Genomic DNA, 16,505 nt, shown 5'->3' with positions numbered 1-16,505 from the left:
TATCACACATGACCGCCGCCACTATAGCATCTTCTAAGAATTGACTAAGAATCATCCCTTGTCCCACTCGAAGATGTTCCACGTGTTGTCGGCAACGACACCGCTGACGCCCTTCGCGATCAAGGTCGGCGCGACCTCCCAGTACAGCGGCATCAGCGCCACGTCGTTCATCGCTTCCTGGATAAGCTGGCGATGGAGCGGAATCTGGTCGCGCGGGTCGATGGTGGCGTTGACGCGGTCGATGAGGGCGTCGACGCGCGGATTGCTGTAGCCCTGAAAGTTCGTTCCGGTCCAGCGATTGGCGTCCGAGGCGAGGAGCGACGAATGCATGGGGGGCAGCATGGTGGGCGAGGCCGGGAACGAGCTGAGGAGCGCGAGCGGCTCGCTCCCCATGGTCTTGCGATCGGCGGCCGCCGCCGGCGAGAGGATCTCGATTCCCACGTCGATCCCGAGCGGCTTCCAACCGTCCGCGACCACGGCGAGCGTTCGGTCGGCCCCGGTCGCCGGGCGGCCGGCGATCCTGCTCTCGAACCGCTCGCCACTCGCCCCGTCGACCAGGACGCCGTCGGGACCAGGGGCCCACCCGGCGTCCGCTAGGAGCTGCCGGGCCCGAGCGAGGTCGTAGGGATATTGCGGAATGGAGGACTCGACCTCCGGACGCAGTGGCGAGCTCGGCGCGAACCAGCTGTCGGCGGGCGGAGCGAGGCCGTTGCTGCTCGCCTCGGCCACGGCGACGCGGTCGATCGCATGGAGCAGCGCACGGCGAACCGTGAGGTTCGGCGATCCGTTGTGGGGCTGGGCCAGCTCCGTTCGGAATTGCGGGCGGAGGAACTGCTGCGACCCGGACAGCGATGTGAGCACGCGATTTCCCGTCCCCTCCCATCGCTGCTTCAGCTCCGCCGCCGTGTCCAGCTCGACACTCGGAGAGAGCACCACGTCGACCGCGCCGGCGAGCACGCCGGCGAGCATGGCGTTCGCATCCGCCACGTATCGGACGATAACGCGGTCGATGGGCGCGCGCCCGAGGTAATAGTCGTCGAACCGCTCGAAGGTGACGCCGACGCCTTCCGTCCAGTCCACGACGCGGAACGGACCGAGGCCCACGAACTGGCTCGTGAGCAGCGGCGTGGTCAGGATCGCCATTTTGTCGGTCTGGTAGAGCGCCCCGAGCAGGTGCTTGGGCAGCGGGTCCACGTCAGTAGGGTCAGCCCCGGTCGCCGCCAGCGAGGCCCAATGGATCACGAAGGTCGTCGGGTCCGGCGCGGTCGCCGACTGCATCTGGCGCACGTGCTCGGTCGGCGGCACCGGAAACTCCGTGTCGCTGAAGAGCCGGAGGCCGAAGACGAGATCGTCAGCCGTAAAGGGCGTTCCGTCGTGCCAGCTGACTCCGCTCCGCAGCCGCCACGTCGTGTCCATCGTTCCGTCGCCGTTGACGACCCACGTGCCATCTTCGACGGATGGCAGGGCGAGAGCGAGCTGCGGGTGGAACTCCTCGCTGCTCCCGTCTCGCACGGCGAGATAGTTGTGGGCGATCTTGGCGATGGAGTTGTTGCCAGCGCCGGGCGAGCCGCCGCCGGCGGCCGCCCCCGTGAACCGGGCGAAGCTCTTCAGCTCGCGCTTGGCGGCGATGGTGAGCGTCTTCTGCTCGCGCGTCACGGTGCCTCCGCTCGTGGAGCCGGACCCAGGACCGCGCGCGGGGACCGACGGGGCGCACGCGGCGAGCAGCGCAACCCCGAGGATAGCGAGCCCGGCCAGCTTGCGGGCCGATGGCACAGAAGCGCTCCGATTCAATGGGATCTGTCCGTCGTTGGTGGTGACATCATCGATTGCCCGCCGCGCGCGCGTCAACCTGAACGACTGCACAAGTTGAACGCCCGCCGTCGCCGGACTCTGCGCCGCCGAAGAAATGACATGCTGAGCGCAGCGAAGCACCTCGCCAAGATGAGATCCCTCGGGCTTTGCCCTCGGGATGACCATTCCTCAAACGCCGTGGGGTGGCCTGCTTTGTGACAAGCCCTTGGGGAGCAGACGGGGTGCGTTTGCCGCGTCACAAAGCCAGCCACTACGATTACTCCTGGCGGCCGCTGCCCGCTGGCGGCCCGGGACGTCAACTCCGCCTCATCCTTGCTCGTGGAGCGCGCGTGGACGAACTGACCGAACAGGACCGCGTGGCCCGATTGGGGGCGTTCCGGTCGCCCAATTTCACCTGGTACTGGATCAGTCAGGTCACCACCAACGTCGGCACCTGGATGCAAATGGTGGCGACGGGCTGGCTCGTCCTCCAGCTCACGAACTCGCCGGCGCTCCTCGGGTTCAACGCCGTCGTTCAGGCCGTCCCCATCCTCGCCTTCGCACTCGTGGGCGGGATCATCGCGGACCGGGTCGATCGGTATCGCCTCACTGTGGCCTCGTATGTGGTGCAGATCATCCCCGACGCGCTCCTGGCGTGGCTCGTGATGACTGGCCGAATCGAGGTCTGGCACGTCTTCACGTACTCAGTCGTCTCCGCCACCATCAGCGCCTTCGCCACACCAGGTCGGCAGGCGTTCATTCCCAGCCTCGTGCCCAAGCGGGACCTCCTGTCGGCCATGGCATTGAACTCAGTTACCTGGCAGGGAGCGGCCGTCGTTGGACCGGCCCTGGCCGGCGTCATCCTTGCCATCTGGGGCCTGCCGGGGAGCTTCAACATCAACGTGGCGAGCGATTTCGTCAGCCTCGCGGCGATCCTCGCCGTTCGCCTGCCGCCGATGCCGCCTCGCGTGAGCCAGGCCTCCGGCTGGAGTGACATTCGCGAGGGAATGGCCTTCGCGTGGCGCGACCAACATGTGCGCACCCTTCTCATCAGCGTCGCGGTGGTGACGTTTCTGGCCCGGCCCTACGCGAACTTCATGCCCGTGTTCGCGCGGGACGTGTTCGACGTTGGACCGGAGGGACTCGGCGTGATGCTCACGCTGCCGGCCGTCGGGACAATCGTCTCGGGCGCGCTGCTCGCGGTCGCCGGTCGCATTCCCCTGGTCCGAACCTTTATCGCGACCGCCCTTGGCCTTGCCGTCGCCCTCATCGCCTTCTGTGTGACGCGGAACTTCCCGGCCGCGCTGGCGCTTCTTTTTGTGGTCGGGGCCTGCCAGAGCTCATCGACCACCATCATCAACACCGTGCTGCAGGAGGTGATCGACGAGCGGATTCGCGGGCGCGTGATGAGCCTCTTCATGCTGTGCACGTGGGGCTCGTGGCGCGTCGGCTCGCTGCCGATGGGGATCGCCGCCGATCTGTGGGGCGCGCCCCTCGCGGTCGGGGTCAGCGCTGCCGCGCTGCTGGCGCTTCTCGTGCCGATGAGCCGCAGCCGCGGACTCAGAGGGCCGGTCGAACAGGTCGTCGCCACGCCATCGCGCGCGCCCCGCGAGCTTGCCGCCCCCGGGTGAGAACCTGATCTGCGCGTCCAGGAATTCGCCGAAAACTGGCGGTGCTGCGCCCTGCCACAGGCTCACGCCCGTCGACGCGCTCAGGGCGAACGGCCGATCCTGTTGTGCCCGTCGACGGGTTCAAGGCGAACGGGCAGACGCTGCCCTAGAATGATCGCCGGCCAAATACAAACCAACGAAAAGGAGGCTGATCCGCATGGCGGAGCTGAAGGTGGGGGACCTGGCGCCCGATTTCGAGGCAGCCGACGAGAAGGGCAACACGATCCGCCTGCGTGACCTGCGCGGAAGACGGGTCATCATCTACTTTTACCCCAAGGACAATACGCCCGGATGCACGACCCAGGCGTGCGGGTTTCGCGACCATTACGCGGCCATCAGCCAGAAGAACGCGGTCGTCCTGGGCGTCAGCCCGGATAGCGCTCAGTCACACGTGAAGTTTCGCGACAAGTTCGGCCTGCCGTTTCCGCTTCTCGTCGACAGGGACCATGCCATTGCCGAGGCGTACGGCGTTTGGCAGCAAAAGTCCATGATGGGCAAGAAGTACATGGGGATCGTCCGGAGCCACTTCGTCATCGACGAGAACGGGAAGCTGGCCGAAGTCGCCTACAACGTGAAGGCGCCCGAGAGTCCGACGAAGGCGCTGAAAGCGCTGGGTTAGGACGCCAACCGCCCGCCCGCGGCGTCGCCGTGTGGCGGACGGACGCGTGGAGCCGGCGTTCGTTCTCCCAATCTGGGACGACGCGCGCATCACGGGTTCGCTTGACCCCCGGGCGCGGACGCGGATACTCTGGCCCAAGCCCGCCATGCTGCGGTCGGTATCTTCGTCTGGGAGGCCCCATGCGCGGTCCGCGCTTGCGCGCCGTGCCCGCTCTCGCTCTCATGGTCGCCCTCACCGCCTGCGGACCGGTTGCCACGCCGTCCGGCCGCGGGGCGGCTGCCTCTGCGCCAGCGACGCCCCGACGGATCACCGTGACGATGATGGACGACCCGGTCGTCATGAGCAGCAAGCTCAGCGCCCCGTCGGTGCGCGGATCCGACGCCCTCGAAGAGCTGGTGAACGTCGGGCTCGCCACCCTCGACCACTCCGGGTCCCTCATCCCCATGCTGGGCGAAGCCGTGCCGTCCCTCGAAAACGGTTTGTGGACGCTGCTCTCGGACGGCGGCATGCAGACGACCTACAGAATTCGGGATGGTGCGCGGTGGCACGATGGTCAGCCGCTCACCTCGGCCGATCTCGTCTTCACCGCCGCGGTCGCCCACGATCGCGAGGTCCCGGAGCTCCGCGACCCCGCATTCGATTCGGTGGCGAGCGTCGACGCGCCGGACGCGCGGACCGTCGTCGTTCGCTGGAGCAAGCCCTACGTTGACGCGGACGCGCTCTTCACCCGCGCCGGCGCGACGCGGGCCCGCACCCTGCCGCTCCCGGCGCACATCCTCCAAGAGAGCTATGGCGACGACAAGGGCTCCCTGACGCAGCTCCCCTACTGGTCGACGGAGTTCGTCGGGACCGGACCGTTCAAGCTCGCGTCGTGGGAACCGGGGACGTCGATCACCCTGCAGGCCAGCGACGTCTACGTCCTCGGCCGACCGAAGATCGACGAGATCGAGGTGCGGTTCATCCCCGATCCAAACGCGCTGGTCGCCAACGTCCTCGCGGGCTCGATCGACTTCACCCTCGGCCGCGGCCTGTCCCTGGAGCAGGCGATCCTCATGCGCGACCAGTGGAAGGACGGACGCATGGTGGCGAGCCCATCGAACTGGATCATGGTCTGGCCCCAGTTCATCAATCCGAGCCCATCGATCGTCGGCGACGTCCGGTTTCGCCGCGCCATGCTGGAAGCGATTGATCGCCAGGCCATGGTCGATACGTTCGTGGCCGGCATGAGCAGCGTCGCCCACACCTATCTCAGCCCCACGGATCCCAACTACCAGACCGTGGCCGCGGATGTGGTGCGCTACCCCTTCGATCCGCAGGCCGCGGCGCAGGCGATCGAGGCAAGGGGGTACAGCCCGGGGACGGATTCAATGCTTCGGGACGCCGCGAACCAGCCGCTCCGCGTCGAGATCCGGACCACGACGGGCGACACCCTCCGCGAGCGCATCCATCTCGCCATCGCTGACGCGTGGCAGCGCGTCGGCGTCGGGGTCGATACGGTGGTCGTTTCGCGGCAGCAGGCCCAGGACCAGGAGTATCGCGCGCAGTTTCCGGCTTTCGAGCTGAGCCGCAATCCGAACACCTTACGCGATCTTCCCAACCTCCACAGCCGCGCCGCGCGGCTTCCGGAAAACAATTTCCACGGGACCGGCGGCACGAATTATTCCCGGTACACGAGCCCCGTATTTGACACGCTCATCGACCAGTACTTCGTCACGATTCCGCTGCCTGAGCGTCTGGCGGTCGCCCACCAGATCGTGTCGATCATCGCCGACCAAGTCACGGCGCTGGGCATCCTGTACGCGACGGACCAGAACATGATCGCGAATCGCATTCAGAAGGCGTACGGCCGCGCCGAAGGGTCTACCGAGACCTGGAACGCGTATCAGTGGGAGATCGCCGCGCCGTGACCGCCGTGCGAGACGCCGCTGTACGCGTGATTCGGGATCCGACGATCCCCATCTACCGTGACGTCGCGTACCAGTCGATCGAGAACATCGAGGCGCCCGATCCGTCGACCCTGGTGGCGCGGGCCGAGCCTGATCAGCAGCCGAATGGTGAACGTGACGAGCCGGAAGGTCGAGGATGGGCGGATCTCGTGGAATGCGCCCGAGTGGAGCGTCGCGACCGGTTCGGCGCAGATCAACGCCTCTAGCTGACCTTCACCAGCTCCACGTCGAAGATGAGCGTGGCGTTAGGGGGAATCGCGCTGCCGCCGCCCTTGTCCCCGTAGGCGAGGTCGGGCGGGATGATGAGGCGGCGCTTGCCACCCACCTTCATCGTGGCGACCCCTTCGTCCCACCCCTTGATGACCTGTCCGGCTCCGAGGCGGAACTCGAAGGGCGTGCCCCGCTTCTGCGATGTGTCGAACATCTGGCCGTTCTCGAGCCACCCCGTGTAGTTGACATCCACGGTCTGCCCCGCCTGCGGCATGGGGCCCGTCCCTTCCACGACGTCGATGTAGCGAAGGCCGGAGGCGGTCGTCGTCTCAGCGCCGCTCACCGATGGCATCGGAATGTTCTGGGCGACGGGTGTCGGCTGCGCGGTGGGGGCGGTGTTCCGGGGCGGGCGGTACCCGGAGTTGTCCGGCGCGCTACTGCAGGCCAGCGTCATCGCTGCGAGGGACACCAGCAAGAGGACAGCACGAAGAGAATTGCGCATTCGAACTCCAAGACTGTACGAGGTGGTTGACGAAGTGGTTCGGGCTCGACGGACCTGACGGGCGCCGGCGTCGGCCTGCTCCCCAGGCGATCTTGGGCCCGACGGTCGAGCCTCCCGCGTCGTCCGGATCAGGCTTCGGGCGACAGCTCTTCCACGCCCACGGTCGTCGTCGGCGGCAGCTCGCCGAGCCGGCCGTTTGCCCTCCGCAGACGCTGGGTGAGGAGCGCGAGCAGGCGCATGCAGACAGCGCTCGAGGTTTCGAGCAGATCGAGAAACGGCTCGCTGGGGATGAAGTAGGTGGCGCACATCGAGATGGCGGTGGCGGTACCGGAGCGACGCTCCCCGTCGAGGACGCCCATCTCTCCGAGAACCTCGTTCGCCTTCACGATCGCGAGGAACGTTTCTCCGTCGTCCCCCATGGCCGCGACGCGAGCCGCGCCTGCCGTCAGCAAATAGAGACCGTCGGCCTCGTCGCCCTCGTGGAAGATGACCTCGCCCGGGAGAAATCGGCTTTCGTGCCCCGCCTCGATGGCCGGCCGGAGGACACCTTCGGGGACGCCCGCAAAAAGCCAGTGTTCGGACGGAGCGATGACCGCTTCTGCCATAACGCGGGATTTTGCTTCGCCAATCCGCGAATGTCAAGTGTTACACGGTCGCCGGTGTCCCGCGTTCAAACTAGCTCGAAAAAATGTCGCGCTATAATGGCCCAACCGGCGTGATTGCCGGGCGAAGGTCAGGATGGGACAGTTAAGCGCGACTCTGCGGGAGCGGGGGCACCGCCTCACCCTGCAGCGCGAGATCATCCTGGACACTCTGGAATCCATCTCCGGTCACATCGCGGTGGACGACGTGTACCGTCGGATCCACGGCCGATTTCCTCAGGTCAACGTGTCCACGGTGTATCGCACGCTGGAGCTGCTCGAGCAGGAGGGGCTCGTCACCCATACGCACATCCACGACGGCGTAGCCAAGTGGCATCGGGCGGAGGAGGCGCAGCACCAACACCTCGTGTGCGAGCGATGCGGGGCGGAGCTGGCGCTGGACCTGCAACTCCTCGAGCCGCTCGCCCACGAGCTGCGCGAGCGGTACGGGTTCGACGCGCACTTCGCGCACTTCGCCATCATCGGCCTCTGTAGCACCTGTCGAACGGCGTAGCGGGCCGGCGGGCTCAGCCGGCGACCGGGCTCGGATCGATCCCGTCAAACATGTCGATGGGCCCGCCCAGCGCGCCGAACATCACGCGCATGTCTTCGAGCATGAGGCCGAGATACGTGTGGCTGGGGCTCGTCGGGTCACCTGGCAGCTCGTCGTCCCGCAGCTTGTCGACGTAGCGGGCACCGGTCTCTCGTCCGATGACCTCCAACACGGTGGATGGATAGACTTCCGAGCCGAAAATGGCCGGCACCTGGTTGGCACGGATCTGGTCCACGAGGACGGCCACCTCACGGGGTGAAGGCTCCGAGAAGTCGCTGGGCTGGATGGCGCCGATGACCTCCATGCCGTAGCGCCGGCCGAAGTAGGCCCAGCTATCGTGATACGTCAGAAGCTTGCGGCGGTCCGGGGGAAGCGCGGCGACCGCCTGGAAGATCGCCGCGTCGAGCTGGTTCATGCGATCGACGAGGATCGCCGCGTTGGCCCGGAAATAGGCCGCATCGGGCGGATCCATCTCTTCCAACTTTGCCGCGATCAGCTCCGCGTAGCGCTTGGCGTAGGCCGGGTTGAGCCACAGATGGGGATTCGGATCGCCCTGGGACGCCGGGAACGAGAAGTCGAAGATCCAATCCGTCGGCTCAATCGTGCTGTCGCCGAGCAGGAGGATTTGCGATCGCGGGCTGCGATTGGCCTCGGCCATCGCCAGCGTGGGGGCCTCGAGGTGGAGGCCATTCAAAACGATGAGGTCGGCCTCGCGAAGCGCCCGCGCGTCGGACGGACGCGGCTCGAAGGTGTGCGAGTCGGTGCCGTCCGGAATGAGCTGGGTGAGATCGACGCGCGAGCCGGCGATCTCACGAACGAGATCCGCGTGGGGTGCGACGCTCGCCACGACCTTCAATTGTTGCCGCGGAGGGGTGGACAGAGTGGGAGCGCTCCAGAGCGACGCGCACGCGATCGGCAGGACCACCGCCAGGACGATGGCCGCGGCGGCAGGAACTCGAGCGCCGCGCGCTCGGAACGACGACAGGAGACTCAAACGTGGGCGATTCTCGTGCACGAGCGGAAGATAACAGATATTCGCAATGGCATGCAATTGCGATGCTTTGCAATTATTTGCATACGCCCCTTCTTATCGTTTTCTTAATTTTCTGCTATGGTTTCGCAATCATTGATCTTTCACCCAGGTGCCGAAATTGATGCTCCCAGTGTTTCCGTCCGGTCTGGTGACTCTTCTGCACACGCCGAGAGGTGCGCGCGAGTGCGACGTCCTCGTCGTGGAGGACGATCCCATACTTCGGCGATCAGTTGCGCAGACACTCGAGGACGAGGGCTACCGGGTCGTCGGCGCGCGCGATGGGGTCGACGCGCTGCGCGTGCTGGGTCGATGCTCGCCCTGGCTCATCCTGCTCGACATCTGGCTCCCGCGCATGAACGGGCCGGAGTTTGTGAGCGAGCTGCGGGATCGGGGAGCGGACGTCAAGATTGTGGTCATGACGGCCGCGCAACACGCGCGCCGCTGGGCCACCGCGCTCGGCGCGGACGCGATCCTGGCGAAGCCCTTCGAATCCTTTGAGTTAGTGGACCTGGTCGCGCAACAGCGCCCGTCGTAACTGCCCTCGGCGGGGGCGCGTGCCGCTCACTCCAGAAAGCGAGCGTGCTCGCGCTCGCTCGGCGCTCGGCAGGTTGCGCGGCGGCCGAAGAGGCGGTACCGGCCTCGGGCGATAGCACGGTAGATGCCGTCGCGCAGGGGCACAGGCAGCGCACGCCCGACGACGGCGAGGGCGAAAACGCCCCCAAGCCGCCGGCAGATCTCGATGACGGCATCTGCGCGCTCAAAGGCGCCGCGCTCGTCCAGGTATACGATGGACCAGGTCGCTTCGTCGGGCGGAAGAGGCGGAAGCAGCTCCCGGGCGGTCACGCCCTGGAGCGGGGCAAAGTGCAGCACCGCGCGCCTGTCCACGGCCAGCAGCACGTCGACGGTCCCGTTGCAGAGGCCGCATTCGCCGTCGAAGAAAACGATGGGGAGGCGAACGTCGGCGCCGGTCCTCGCCTCGCTTTTCACCTCGCCTCCGGCCCGTGCGCCCGCAGCTCCGGGGAAGATTGGCCGCTCGATGAAATTGTACGAGGCGCATTGCCGCGTCAATCGATGGGCGTCGAGACGAGACGCGACGAATCGAGGCGCACGCGCTGGTTGGGAAGCCGGCGCAGCCCAGATGCCAGCAGCGTGAGTATGAAGCCGCCGGCTGCCACGAGGACGATCGTCGCGCCCGACGAGATGTCGAGGTAGTAGCTCGCGTAGAGCCCAGCGATTCCGAACCCGGCGCCGAGGGCCGTGGCGAGCCACAGCAGGGTGCTGAATCGATTGGTGAGGAGGCGCGCGACGACGGCGGGGATAACGATCGCGGCGGCGATCATCGTCACGCCGAGGACCTGCATCGACGCGATGATTCCCGCGGAGAGCATCAGCGCGAAGAGCGCGTCGACCCGGTTCACGGGGATTCCGTACACGCCGGCGACGTCCGGGTCGAACGTAACGAACAGGAGCTGCTTGTAGAGGAAGAACACGAGGAGGATCGTTGCAAGGGTGACACACGCCAGCACGGCGAGGTCCGCGTTCGTGACTCCGAGGATGTTTCCGAACAGCGCAGCCTCGAAATTCTTCGTGAATCGTCGCGCTCGACTGATGATGGCGACGCCGATGGCGAAGCTCGCGGTCGTCACGATGCCGATCGCGGCATCGGCGCCGATCTGCCGCTTGCGGGTCACGGCGTGGATGAGGAGCGCGGAGACAAAGCCCCACAGCCCCGCTCCAACGTAGAAGTTCAGCTCCAGCACGTACGCGACGACGGCGCCGCCGAAGACCGCGTGGCTGAGCCCGTGGCCGATGTAGCTCATCCCGCGCAGGATGACGAATACCCCGAGCAGCCCGCACAGCCCCCCGACGAGGGTGGCTGCGATGATGCCGCGAACGAAGAATGCGTACGCGAAGGGCTCGGCAATCGCGCTCACGGTACCGGGATGAGCTGGGGGGTTTGGGCCTCCTTCGGTGTCTCCCGTTCCGCCGTGAGCCGGTCCGCCACGACGATCAGGTTGTCCTGGCGAAGCACGAGCATCTCAGCCCCGTACGTGCGGCCCAGTATGTCAGGGGTGAATATCTCTTGTGGGTGGCCTTGAGCGACGACAGTATGGTTGAGGCAGACGACGTCCGGAAGGTGCGTCGCCACCGCGTTCAAGTCGTGGGTCGTTAGGACGATGGTGACCCCGCCCGCGTTCAGCTCGTGGAGCAGGTGGAGAATATCGTGCCGTGTTTTGATGTCGACGCCGGTCGTCGGCTCGTCGAGGATCAGCAGGCGCGGGCTGCGCATCAGCGCACGGGCAAGGAAGGCTCGCTGCTGCTGCCCTCCGGACAGCTCTCGGATGTGGCGATGCCGGTACGGGTACATGCCGAGGCGATCGAGGAGCTGCGCCATCGATTCCCGGTCCTCACGTCTCGGCCACGGCCACGGACCGCCGCCGACGGCGCGTCCCATCAGGACCACCTCTTCCACCGTCACCGGGAAGTGCCAGTTGATGGCCTCGAGCTGCGGGACGTATCCAACCCCCTTCGGCGGTTCGCGGCCCACGAGATCGCCCATGACCCGAACGCGTCCTCTTTGGAGCGGAACCTGGCCGAGGATCGTGCGGAGGAGCGTAGTCTTTCCGGCGCCGCTCGGACCCACCAGTCCGGTGAGCTGGCCCTCGAAGATCTGCAGGGTCACGTCGTGCAGGACGGTCGTGCCCTGATACCCGCAACTCGCTTGGTCCAGCTCGATGATGGGTTGTCTTGGCCGCTCACTTGAGCCGGCCAGGCTCCAGTCCATTCGCGCTCCGTGCCAGATCGAGAATGGGTTGACCGGTGGCGATGGAAGCTATCATAGCCTGTACGAATCGAAGACGCAATCCGTTGCAACTGCAACGATAGGACGCAAGGATGGCGAGCAAGACCCAGGCGGTTCTCCTCATGGGCCACGGAACCCGTGACCTCGATGGGGCCGCCCAATTCGTCGATCTCCTCTCGGCAGTGCGCGCCGCGGCGGGCGGCGTTCGAGTGGAGGCCGGCTTCCTCGAGTTCGGCGGGCCTATGCTCCCGTTCATTCGGGACGCGGTCGATGGCCTTGTCGCCGACGGGGTGCGAGAACTCCTGGCGGTGCCCGTCCTGCTCCACGATGCCAACCACACCAACGCCGACATGCCCCGCGAGGCGCGGGATGCCCAAGCGCGCCACCCAGCGCTGCGCCTCGTGATGTCGGATGCGTTGGGAATCTCCGATGCGCTGCTCGATATCGTGGAGGGACGCTTTCGCGATGCCCGCTTGCAGCTTCTCGACCATGAAGATGCCGGCACCGCCATGTTGCTGGTCGGGCGCGGTACGAGCGATGCCGGAGCCAACAGCGACTTTTTCAAGATCGGTCGGCTCCTGTGGGAGCGCAACCGCGGGCTGCTGGTCGAATGCTGCTTTGTGAGCCTGACCGAGCCGACGGTGCCGTTCGGCGTCGACCGCTGTGTCCGCCTGGGCGCGCGCCGCATCGTCGTGGTGCCGTATTTTCTCCATACTGGTGTGCTGGTCAAGCGCATCGCCAGCCAGGCCGCGAGCGCCGTGGCGGATCACCCGGGGATCGAGCTGGCGATCGGTGAGCCCATGGGCGTGCATCCGAATCTGGTTCGGCTTATCCTGGATCGCATCGAAGACCTTCGAATCGGAGCCACGGAGCATGGACCGCGACCCCCGGACCCTGGTGGAACGTCACGCGAGGGCGCCCGAGGAGATCGAGGCGCTGAGCCTGCAGCGGGTGGACGCCGTGATCGGGGACTTGAGTCGGTGGCCGCCGGCAGAGCGCGCGATCATTCGTCGCGTCGTCTACGCGAGCGGTGACCCCGCTCTCGCCGAGCGCGTCCGCGTGCACCCCGAAGCCATCGCCGGGGGCATCGCCGCGCTCCGCGCCGGCTGCCCGATCGTCGTCGACGTCCGGATGTTGGAGGTTGCCCTCGATCGCGGCTCGCTCCGGCGCCTGGGCTGTCGTGTCGCGTGCGCCATCGATCGGGAATCGGTCACTCGTAAGGCGCATGCACTGGGGCTTCCCCGGGCCGTCGTCGCCATGCGCACGCTCGCCGCGTCGATGAACGGGGGCGTCGTCTCGGTCGGCACCGCGCCCACCGCCCTTCTGGCGGTCCTCGATCTGGTGGACGCCGGCGCGGTCAGACCTGCGCTCATCGTCGGGACACCCGTCGGCTTCGTGGCCGCGGCCGAGGCGAAGGCGGAGCTGGTCAGTCGTCCGGTGCCGTTCATTACTATCGAAGGGGAGCGTGGCGGCGCAGCGCTCGCCGCCACCTTGGTCAACGAGCTGCTCCGCCGAGCGATTTTCCATGATGAGGAGTGAGGATCGCGTGGAAGGTCGACCGAAACGGCGCCCAACACGTGGGCTCGTGGGGCCTACGCGGTGACGGCATCGGACGTGTCGCAGGCGCGGGGCAGGGTCAGCGTGCGACGGCGCGGGATGCGCACCGGTTTCACGACGGGTGCCTGCGCCGCCGCGGCCGCCAAGGCGGCCACCCAAGCCCTGATCGCTCAGCAGCCGGTCGATTCCGTAACGATCCACCTCCCGGTGGGCGTGGACGCGACGTTCGCGATTCACGCCTGTGCGGTTGAGGAGCGGTCGGCGATGTGCTCCGTGATCAAGGACGCCGGCGATGATCCCGATGTGACCCACGGGGCGGAGATCTGTGCCGCTGTCGGCTGGGGCGCTGGTCCGGGAATCACCCTGCGCGGTGGGGAGGGCGTCGGGGTGGTGACCCTCCGGGGGCTCGGCATCGAAGTGGGCGGGCCCGCCATCAACCCCGTTCCGCGCCGAATGATCCGCGAGGCGGTGGCCGAGGCCGCGGGCGACCTCCTCGCAGATCGCGGGCTCGACGTCGAGATTCGCGTGCCTCGTGGCGCCGAGCTTGCGAAGAAAACGTTGAACGGGCGTCTTGGGATCGTGGGCGGCATCTCTATCCTGGGGACCACCGGGATCGTGCACCCCTGGTCGACGGCCGCGTGGCGGGCGAGCGTCGAGGAGGCGATCGACGTCGCGGCGGCCAATGGGCAGACCCACGTGGTCCTCACGACCGGCGGCCGCAGCGAGAAATTCGCCATGGCGCGCATCCCGCTTCCCGAGGTGGCCTTCGTGGAGATGGGCATCTTCACGGGCCGCGCCCTCAGGCGGTGCGCGGAGCGCGGAGTCCGAGCTGTGACCCTCGCCGGCATGATCGGGAAATTCTCCAAGCTCGCGCAGGGGCACCTCCAGACGCACGTCGCGGGAAACCAGGTGGACATCGCCTTCCTCTCCCAGCTTGCCGCGCGCTGCGGCGCAAGCGAGGATCTCGCTCGACAGATCCGGTCCGCGAATACCGCTCGGCACGTGCAGGAGCTGGCGCAGGAGAAGGGGCCCGATTCGCTCTTTCGCGAGATCGCCCGGTGCGTCGTCGATCAGTGCTCGGCGCACGTGAAGCGGTCCCTCGATGTGGAAGCCATCATGTTTGACTTCGACGGCCACGAGCTGGGACGGGCGTCCACAACCGCCGCCACGAGGTCGGTCGATGGCTGACGCGTCGCGGCGACGATCGGCGAGCGCAACGGCGCCGTCCGTCCACGACCCGGCGCTCGCCACCATCTGCGTCGTCGGGGTCACCGATGCGGGGGCCGCGAGCCTGACCGCCGAGGCGAGGGCGCTCGTCGAGCGAGCGTCGGTCCTCGTGGGTGGCGAGCGACACCTCGCCTTCTTCCCCGATTGCGGAGACGAGCGAATCGTGCTCAAGGCAAATATCGACGAGGTGGTCGAACGCCTTCGCGGCGAGTCGCGCCCGACGGTGGTACTCGCGTCGGGCGATCCCGACTGTTTCGGCATCGGCCCCCTGTTGGCCGAGCGCCTCGGCCGCTACCGCGTGCGCATCCTGCCGAACGTCGGCGCCGCGCAGCTCGCATGCGCCCGGCTCGGGATCGCGTGGGAAGACGCCGCGCTGCTGAGCGCCCACGGGCGGCCGCTCGACGCGATCCTGCCGCGGGCCCTCCGCGCGCGCACGGCGATCGTCTTCACGGATTCCCGAAATTCACCTTCCGCCATCGCGGAAGCGCTGCTCGCGGCCGGAGACGCGGACGTGCGGGTTGACGTGTTCGAGCATCTGGGCGGGCCGCTTGAGCGGCATGTCTGCGGCCTGCTGAGCGAGATCCGCGGGCAGCAGTTCGCGCCGCTCAACCTCATGGTGCTGCGGCGCGAGGCGACTCCGCCGCCGTGGCCCATCGGGATCCATGAGGACCGCTTTCTCCACCGGGGTGGGCTCATCAGCAAGCCAGAGGTGCGCGCCATCTCCCTCTCGAAACTGGTCCTCCACGAGCGCGCCACGCTGTGGGACGTGGGAGCAGGCTGCGGCTCCGTGTCCATCGTGGCAGCGGCGCTCCTTCCCCACGGCCACGTATACGCCGTCGAGCGGGACGGGGAGCAACTCGCGCTTCTCGAACAGAACCGCCGGCGCTTCGGAGCCGGAAACGTCGCGATGGTTCACGGGGAGGCGCCCGCGGCCTTGGGGGCGCTGCCGCGACCGGATTCCGTGTTCGTCGGCGGCAGCGGGGGCCGATTGGAGGCGATCCTGGACGCCGTCGCCCTGGCGCTCGCCGCGGGCGGACGCGTCGTCGCCAACCTGGTCGCCCTCGAGCACTTGGAGCAGGCCCGTCGATGGGCCGCCGCCCACGGCTGGGACGCCGAGATCGTCGAGGTCAGCGTCGCGCGCTCGACCGTGACGGCCGGCATCACCCGCCTGGAGGCCCGCAATCCCGTTTTCGTGGTCACGCTTCAACGCGTGGCGGAGGGGGCCGCGCGGTGAGCCAGGAGCCGCTTGGCACCCTGTACGGGATTGGCATCGGCCCGGGGGATCCGGAGCTCATCACCCTCAAGGGGCTGCGGGTGTTGCAGCGCGTCCGGACGGTCTTCGTCCCGATCGCCCGCGAGGGCGCGAAGAGCTTCGCCGCTGCCACCATCCGACCTCATCTCGACCTCGAACGCCAGCGGGTCGTGGAGCTGCTCTTTGCCATGCGGGGAGAGCGCCCGGCCCAGGTTCAACGCTGGCGCGAGAACGCGCGGCTCATCGCGCGTGAGCTACTGGTCGGGCGCGACGCAGCTTTCGTGACCGAGGGCGACCCGACGTTGTACAGCACGTTCATGCACGTCTCGTCCGCCCTCGCCGCGGAGTTGCCCGGTGCGCCGATTCGCGTCGTCCCCGGCGTTTCGTCGGTGAACGCGGCCGCCGCGGCGGCGGGGGTTCCGCTCGCCGACGGGGAGGAGCGCATCGCGATTCTTCCCGCCCTGTACGACGACGGCGCCCTGCAAGACACCTTGCGCCAATTCGATACGGTCGTCCTGCTCAAGGTCGCGGGACGCTTCGATCGGGTGCTCGACGCGCTCGCGGCGCTCGGCGACTCCCACGCGGCTGTGTTGGTTTCGCGCTGCGGCTGCGCAGACGAGCGCGTCGTCCGAGATGTGGAACAGCTTCGGGGTCAGCGCCTCGACTATTTCTCGACGCTCGTCGTTCGGCGCGTCCGGTGA

Annotated in this window: 18 protein-coding genes; 11 read left to right on the top strand and 7 right to left on the bottom strand. The window is 67.4% G+C overall.

Annotated features, from left to right (window positions below; genetic code table 11):
- Window positions 1-51: 51 nt before the first annotated feature.
- On the bottom strand, window positions 52-1,656 hold the full coding sequence (locus tag VFC51_09240; GenBank protein ID HZT07201.1) for a peptide ABC transporter substrate-binding protein: 1,605 nt from the start codon (window positions 1,654-1,656) through the stop codon (window positions 52-54).
- A 485-nt stretch (window positions 1,657-2,141) separates the two neighbouring features.
- Between VFC51_09240 and VFC51_09235 the strand changes: the two genes are divergently transcribed.
- From VFC51_09235 to VFC51_09220, 4 genes are all read left to right on the top strand, one after another.
- Window positions 2,142-3,422 carry an MFS transporter gene (locus VFC51_09235; protein ID HZT07200.1) on the top strand — a complete coding sequence of 427 codons (1,281 nt, stop codon included), beginning with the start codon at window positions 2,142-2,144 and terminating at the stop codon, window positions 3,420-3,422.
- Window positions 3,423-3,618: 196 nt separating this feature from the next.
- A complete protein-coding gene (gene bcp / locus VFC51_09230; GenBank protein ID HZT07199.1) occupies window positions 3,619-4,080 on the top strand; it encodes a thioredoxin-dependent thiol peroxidase in 462 nt (153 codons plus the stop codon).
- A gap of 179 nt (window positions 4,081-4,259) precedes the next feature.
- The gene (locus VFC51_09225) at window positions 4,260-5,987 is read left to right on the top strand and encodes an ABC transporter substrate-binding protein (protein HZT07198.1); all 1,728 of its coding nucleotides are present in this window, start codon (window positions 4,260-4,262) and stop codon (window positions 5,985-5,987) included.
- A complete protein-coding gene (locus tag VFC51_09220) occupies window positions 5,984-6,232 on the top strand; it encodes a hypothetical protein (GenBank protein HZT07197.1) in 249 nt (82 codons plus the stop codon). The genes VFC51_09225 and VFC51_09220 overlap by 4 nt, the downstream gene beginning before the upstream one ends.
- On the opposite strand, the gene VFC51_09215 is transcribed toward VFC51_09220, so the two are convergent.
- Both VFC51_09215 and VFC51_09210 read right to left on the bottom strand, forming a co-directional pair.
- Window positions 6,229-6,738: an FKBP-type peptidyl-prolyl cis-trans isomerase gene (locus VFC51_09215; GenBank protein ID HZT07196.1), complete on the bottom strand. Its 510-nt coding sequence runs from the start codon at window positions 6,736-6,738 to the stop codon at window positions 6,229-6,231. The two genes, VFC51_09220 and VFC51_09215, sit on opposite strands and share 4 nt — an antisense overlap.
- 128 nt (window positions 6,739-6,866) lie before the next feature.
- Complete coding sequence (locus VFC51_09210; GenBank protein ID HZT07195.1) at window positions 6,867-7,343, bottom strand: Crp/Fnr family transcriptional regulator; 477 nt, start codon at window positions 7,341-7,343, stop codon at window positions 6,867-6,869.
- A gap of 133 nt (window positions 7,344-7,476) precedes the next feature.
- Between VFC51_09210 and VFC51_09205 the strand changes: the two genes are divergently transcribed.
- Window positions 7,477-7,893 (top strand): Fur family transcriptional regulator, encoded by a 417-nt coding sequence (locus VFC51_09205; protein HZT07194.1) that lies wholly within the window; start codon window positions 7,477-7,479, stop codon window positions 7,891-7,893.
- Between the two features lie 13 nt (window positions 7,894-7,906).
- Here VFC51_09205 and VFC51_09200 read toward each other — a convergent pair whose 3' ends face one another.
- A complete protein-coding gene (locus VFC51_09200; GenBank protein HZT07193.1) occupies window positions 7,907-8,779 on the bottom strand; it encodes a metal ABC transporter substrate-binding protein in 873 nt (290 codons plus the stop codon).
- A gap of 307 nt (window positions 8,780-9,086) precedes the next feature.
- On the opposite strand from VFC51_09200, the gene VFC51_09195 reads away from it, so the two are divergent.
- Window positions 9,087-9,500 (top strand): response regulator, encoded by a 414-nt coding sequence (locus VFC51_09195; GenBank protein HZT07192.1) that lies wholly within the window; start codon window positions 9,087-9,089, stop codon window positions 9,498-9,500.
- 26 nt (window positions 9,501-9,526) lie between these two features.
- Here the strand turns inward: VFC51_09195 and VFC51_09190 are convergent, their stop codons facing one another.
- The 3 genes from VFC51_09190 to VFC51_09180 all read right to left on the bottom strand — a co-directional run bounded on the left by VFC51_09190 (window position 9,527) and on the right by VFC51_09180 (window position 11,750).
- Window positions 9,527-9,952 carry a DCC1-like thiol-disulfide oxidoreductase family protein gene (locus tag VFC51_09190; protein ID HZT07191.1) on the bottom strand — a complete coding sequence of 142 codons (426 nt, stop codon included), beginning with the start codon at window positions 9,950-9,952 and terminating at the stop codon, window positions 9,527-9,529.
- A gap of 77 nt (window positions 9,953-10,029) precedes the next feature.
- Window positions 10,030-10,899 (bottom strand): metal ABC transporter permease, encoded by an 870-nt coding sequence (locus VFC51_09185; protein ID HZT07190.1) that lies wholly within the window; start codon window positions 10,897-10,899, stop codon window positions 10,030-10,032.
- Window positions 10,896-11,750, bottom strand: coding sequence for a metal ABC transporter ATP-binding protein (locus VFC51_09180; protein HZT07189.1), 855 nt, complete (start codon window positions 11,748-11,750; stop codon window positions 10,896-10,898). Before VFC51_09180 ends, VFC51_09185 begins: the two co-directional genes overlap by 4 nt.
- A gap of 110 nt (window positions 11,751-11,860) precedes the next feature.
- On the opposite strand from VFC51_09180, the gene VFC51_09175 reads away from it, so the two are divergent.
- The 5 genes from VFC51_09175 to cobI are packed head-to-tail and all read left to right on the top strand — an operon-like array spanning window position 11,861 to window position 16,505.
- Window positions 11,861-12,802 carry a sirohydrochlorin chelatase gene (locus tag VFC51_09175; protein HZT07188.1) on the top strand — a complete coding sequence of 314 codons (942 nt, stop codon included), beginning with the start codon at window positions 11,861-11,863 and terminating at the stop codon, window positions 12,800-12,802.
- On the top strand, window positions 12,720-13,307 hold the full coding sequence (locus tag VFC51_09170) for a precorrin-8X methylmutase (GenBank protein ID HZT07187.1): 588 nt from the start codon (window positions 12,720-12,722) through the stop codon (window positions 13,305-13,307). Before VFC51_09175 ends, VFC51_09170 begins: the two co-directional genes overlap by 83 nt.
- Before the next feature lie 60 nt (window positions 13,308-13,367).
- Window positions 13,368-14,513 carry a cobalt-precorrin-5B (C(1))-methyltransferase gene (locus VFC51_09165; protein ID HZT07186.1) on the top strand — a complete coding sequence of 382 codons (1,146 nt, stop codon included), beginning with the start codon at window positions 13,368-13,370 and terminating at the stop codon, window positions 14,511-14,513.
- The gene (gene cbiE / locus VFC51_09160) at window positions 14,506-15,786 is read left to right on the top strand and encodes a precorrin-6y C5,15-methyltransferase (decarboxylating) subunit CbiE (protein HZT07185.1); all 1,281 of its coding nucleotides are present in this window, start codon (window positions 14,506-14,508) and stop codon (window positions 15,784-15,786) included. Before VFC51_09165 ends, cbiE begins: the two co-directional genes overlap by 8 nt.
- A complete protein-coding gene (gene cobI / locus VFC51_09155) occupies window positions 15,783-16,505 on the top strand; it encodes a precorrin-2 C(20)-methyltransferase (GenBank protein ID HZT07184.1) in 723 nt (240 codons plus the stop codon). The genes cbiE and cobI overlap by 4 nt, the downstream gene beginning before the upstream one ends.

It is taken from the genome of Chloroflexota bacterium (genome assembly GCA_035652535.1).
Lineage (GTDB): Bacteria > Chloroflexota > UBA6077 > UBA6077 > SHYK01 > DASRDP01.
Note: the sequence above shows the minus strand (reverse complement) of the source record. Positions and strands in the feature narration are given on the sequence as shown.

Excerpts from the sequence above, each read along its gene's own strand:
- VFC51_09175 (HZT07188.1), top strand. The coding sequence starts at position 11,861 with ATGGCGAGCAAGACCCAGGCGGTTCTCCTCATGGGCCACGGAACCCGT.
- VFC51_09205 (HZT07194.1), top strand. The coding sequence starts at position 7,477 with ATGGGACAGTTAAGCGCGACTCTGCGGGAGCGGGGGCACCGCCTCACC.
- VFC51_09180 (HZT07189.1), bottom strand. The coding sequence starts at position 11,750 with ATGGACTGGAGCCTGGCCGGCTCAAGTGAGCGGCCAAGACAACCCATC.
- VFC51_09195 (HZT07192.1), top strand. The coding sequence starts at position 9,087 with ATGCTCCCAGTGTTTCCGTCCGGTCTGGTGACTCTTCTGCACACGCCG.
- bcp (HZT07199.1), top strand. The coding sequence starts at position 3,619 with ATGGCGGAGCTGAAGGTGGGGGACCTGGCGCCCGATTTCGAGGCAGCC.
- VFC51_09210 (HZT07195.1), bottom strand. The coding sequence starts at position 7,343 with ATGGCAGAAGCGGTCATCGCTCCGTCCGAACACTGGCTTTTTGCGGGC.
- VFC51_09215 (HZT07196.1), bottom strand. The coding sequence starts at position 6,738 with ATGCGCAATTCTCTTCGTGCTGTCCTCTTGCTGGTGTCCCTCGCAGCG.
- cbiE (HZT07185.1), top strand. The coding sequence starts at position 14,506 with ATGGCTGACGCGTCGCGGCGACGATCGGCGAGCGCAACGGCGCCGTCC.
- VFC51_09225 (HZT07198.1), top strand. The coding sequence starts at position 4,260 with ATGCGCGGTCCGCGCTTGCGCGCCGTGCCCGCTCTCGCTCTCATGGTC.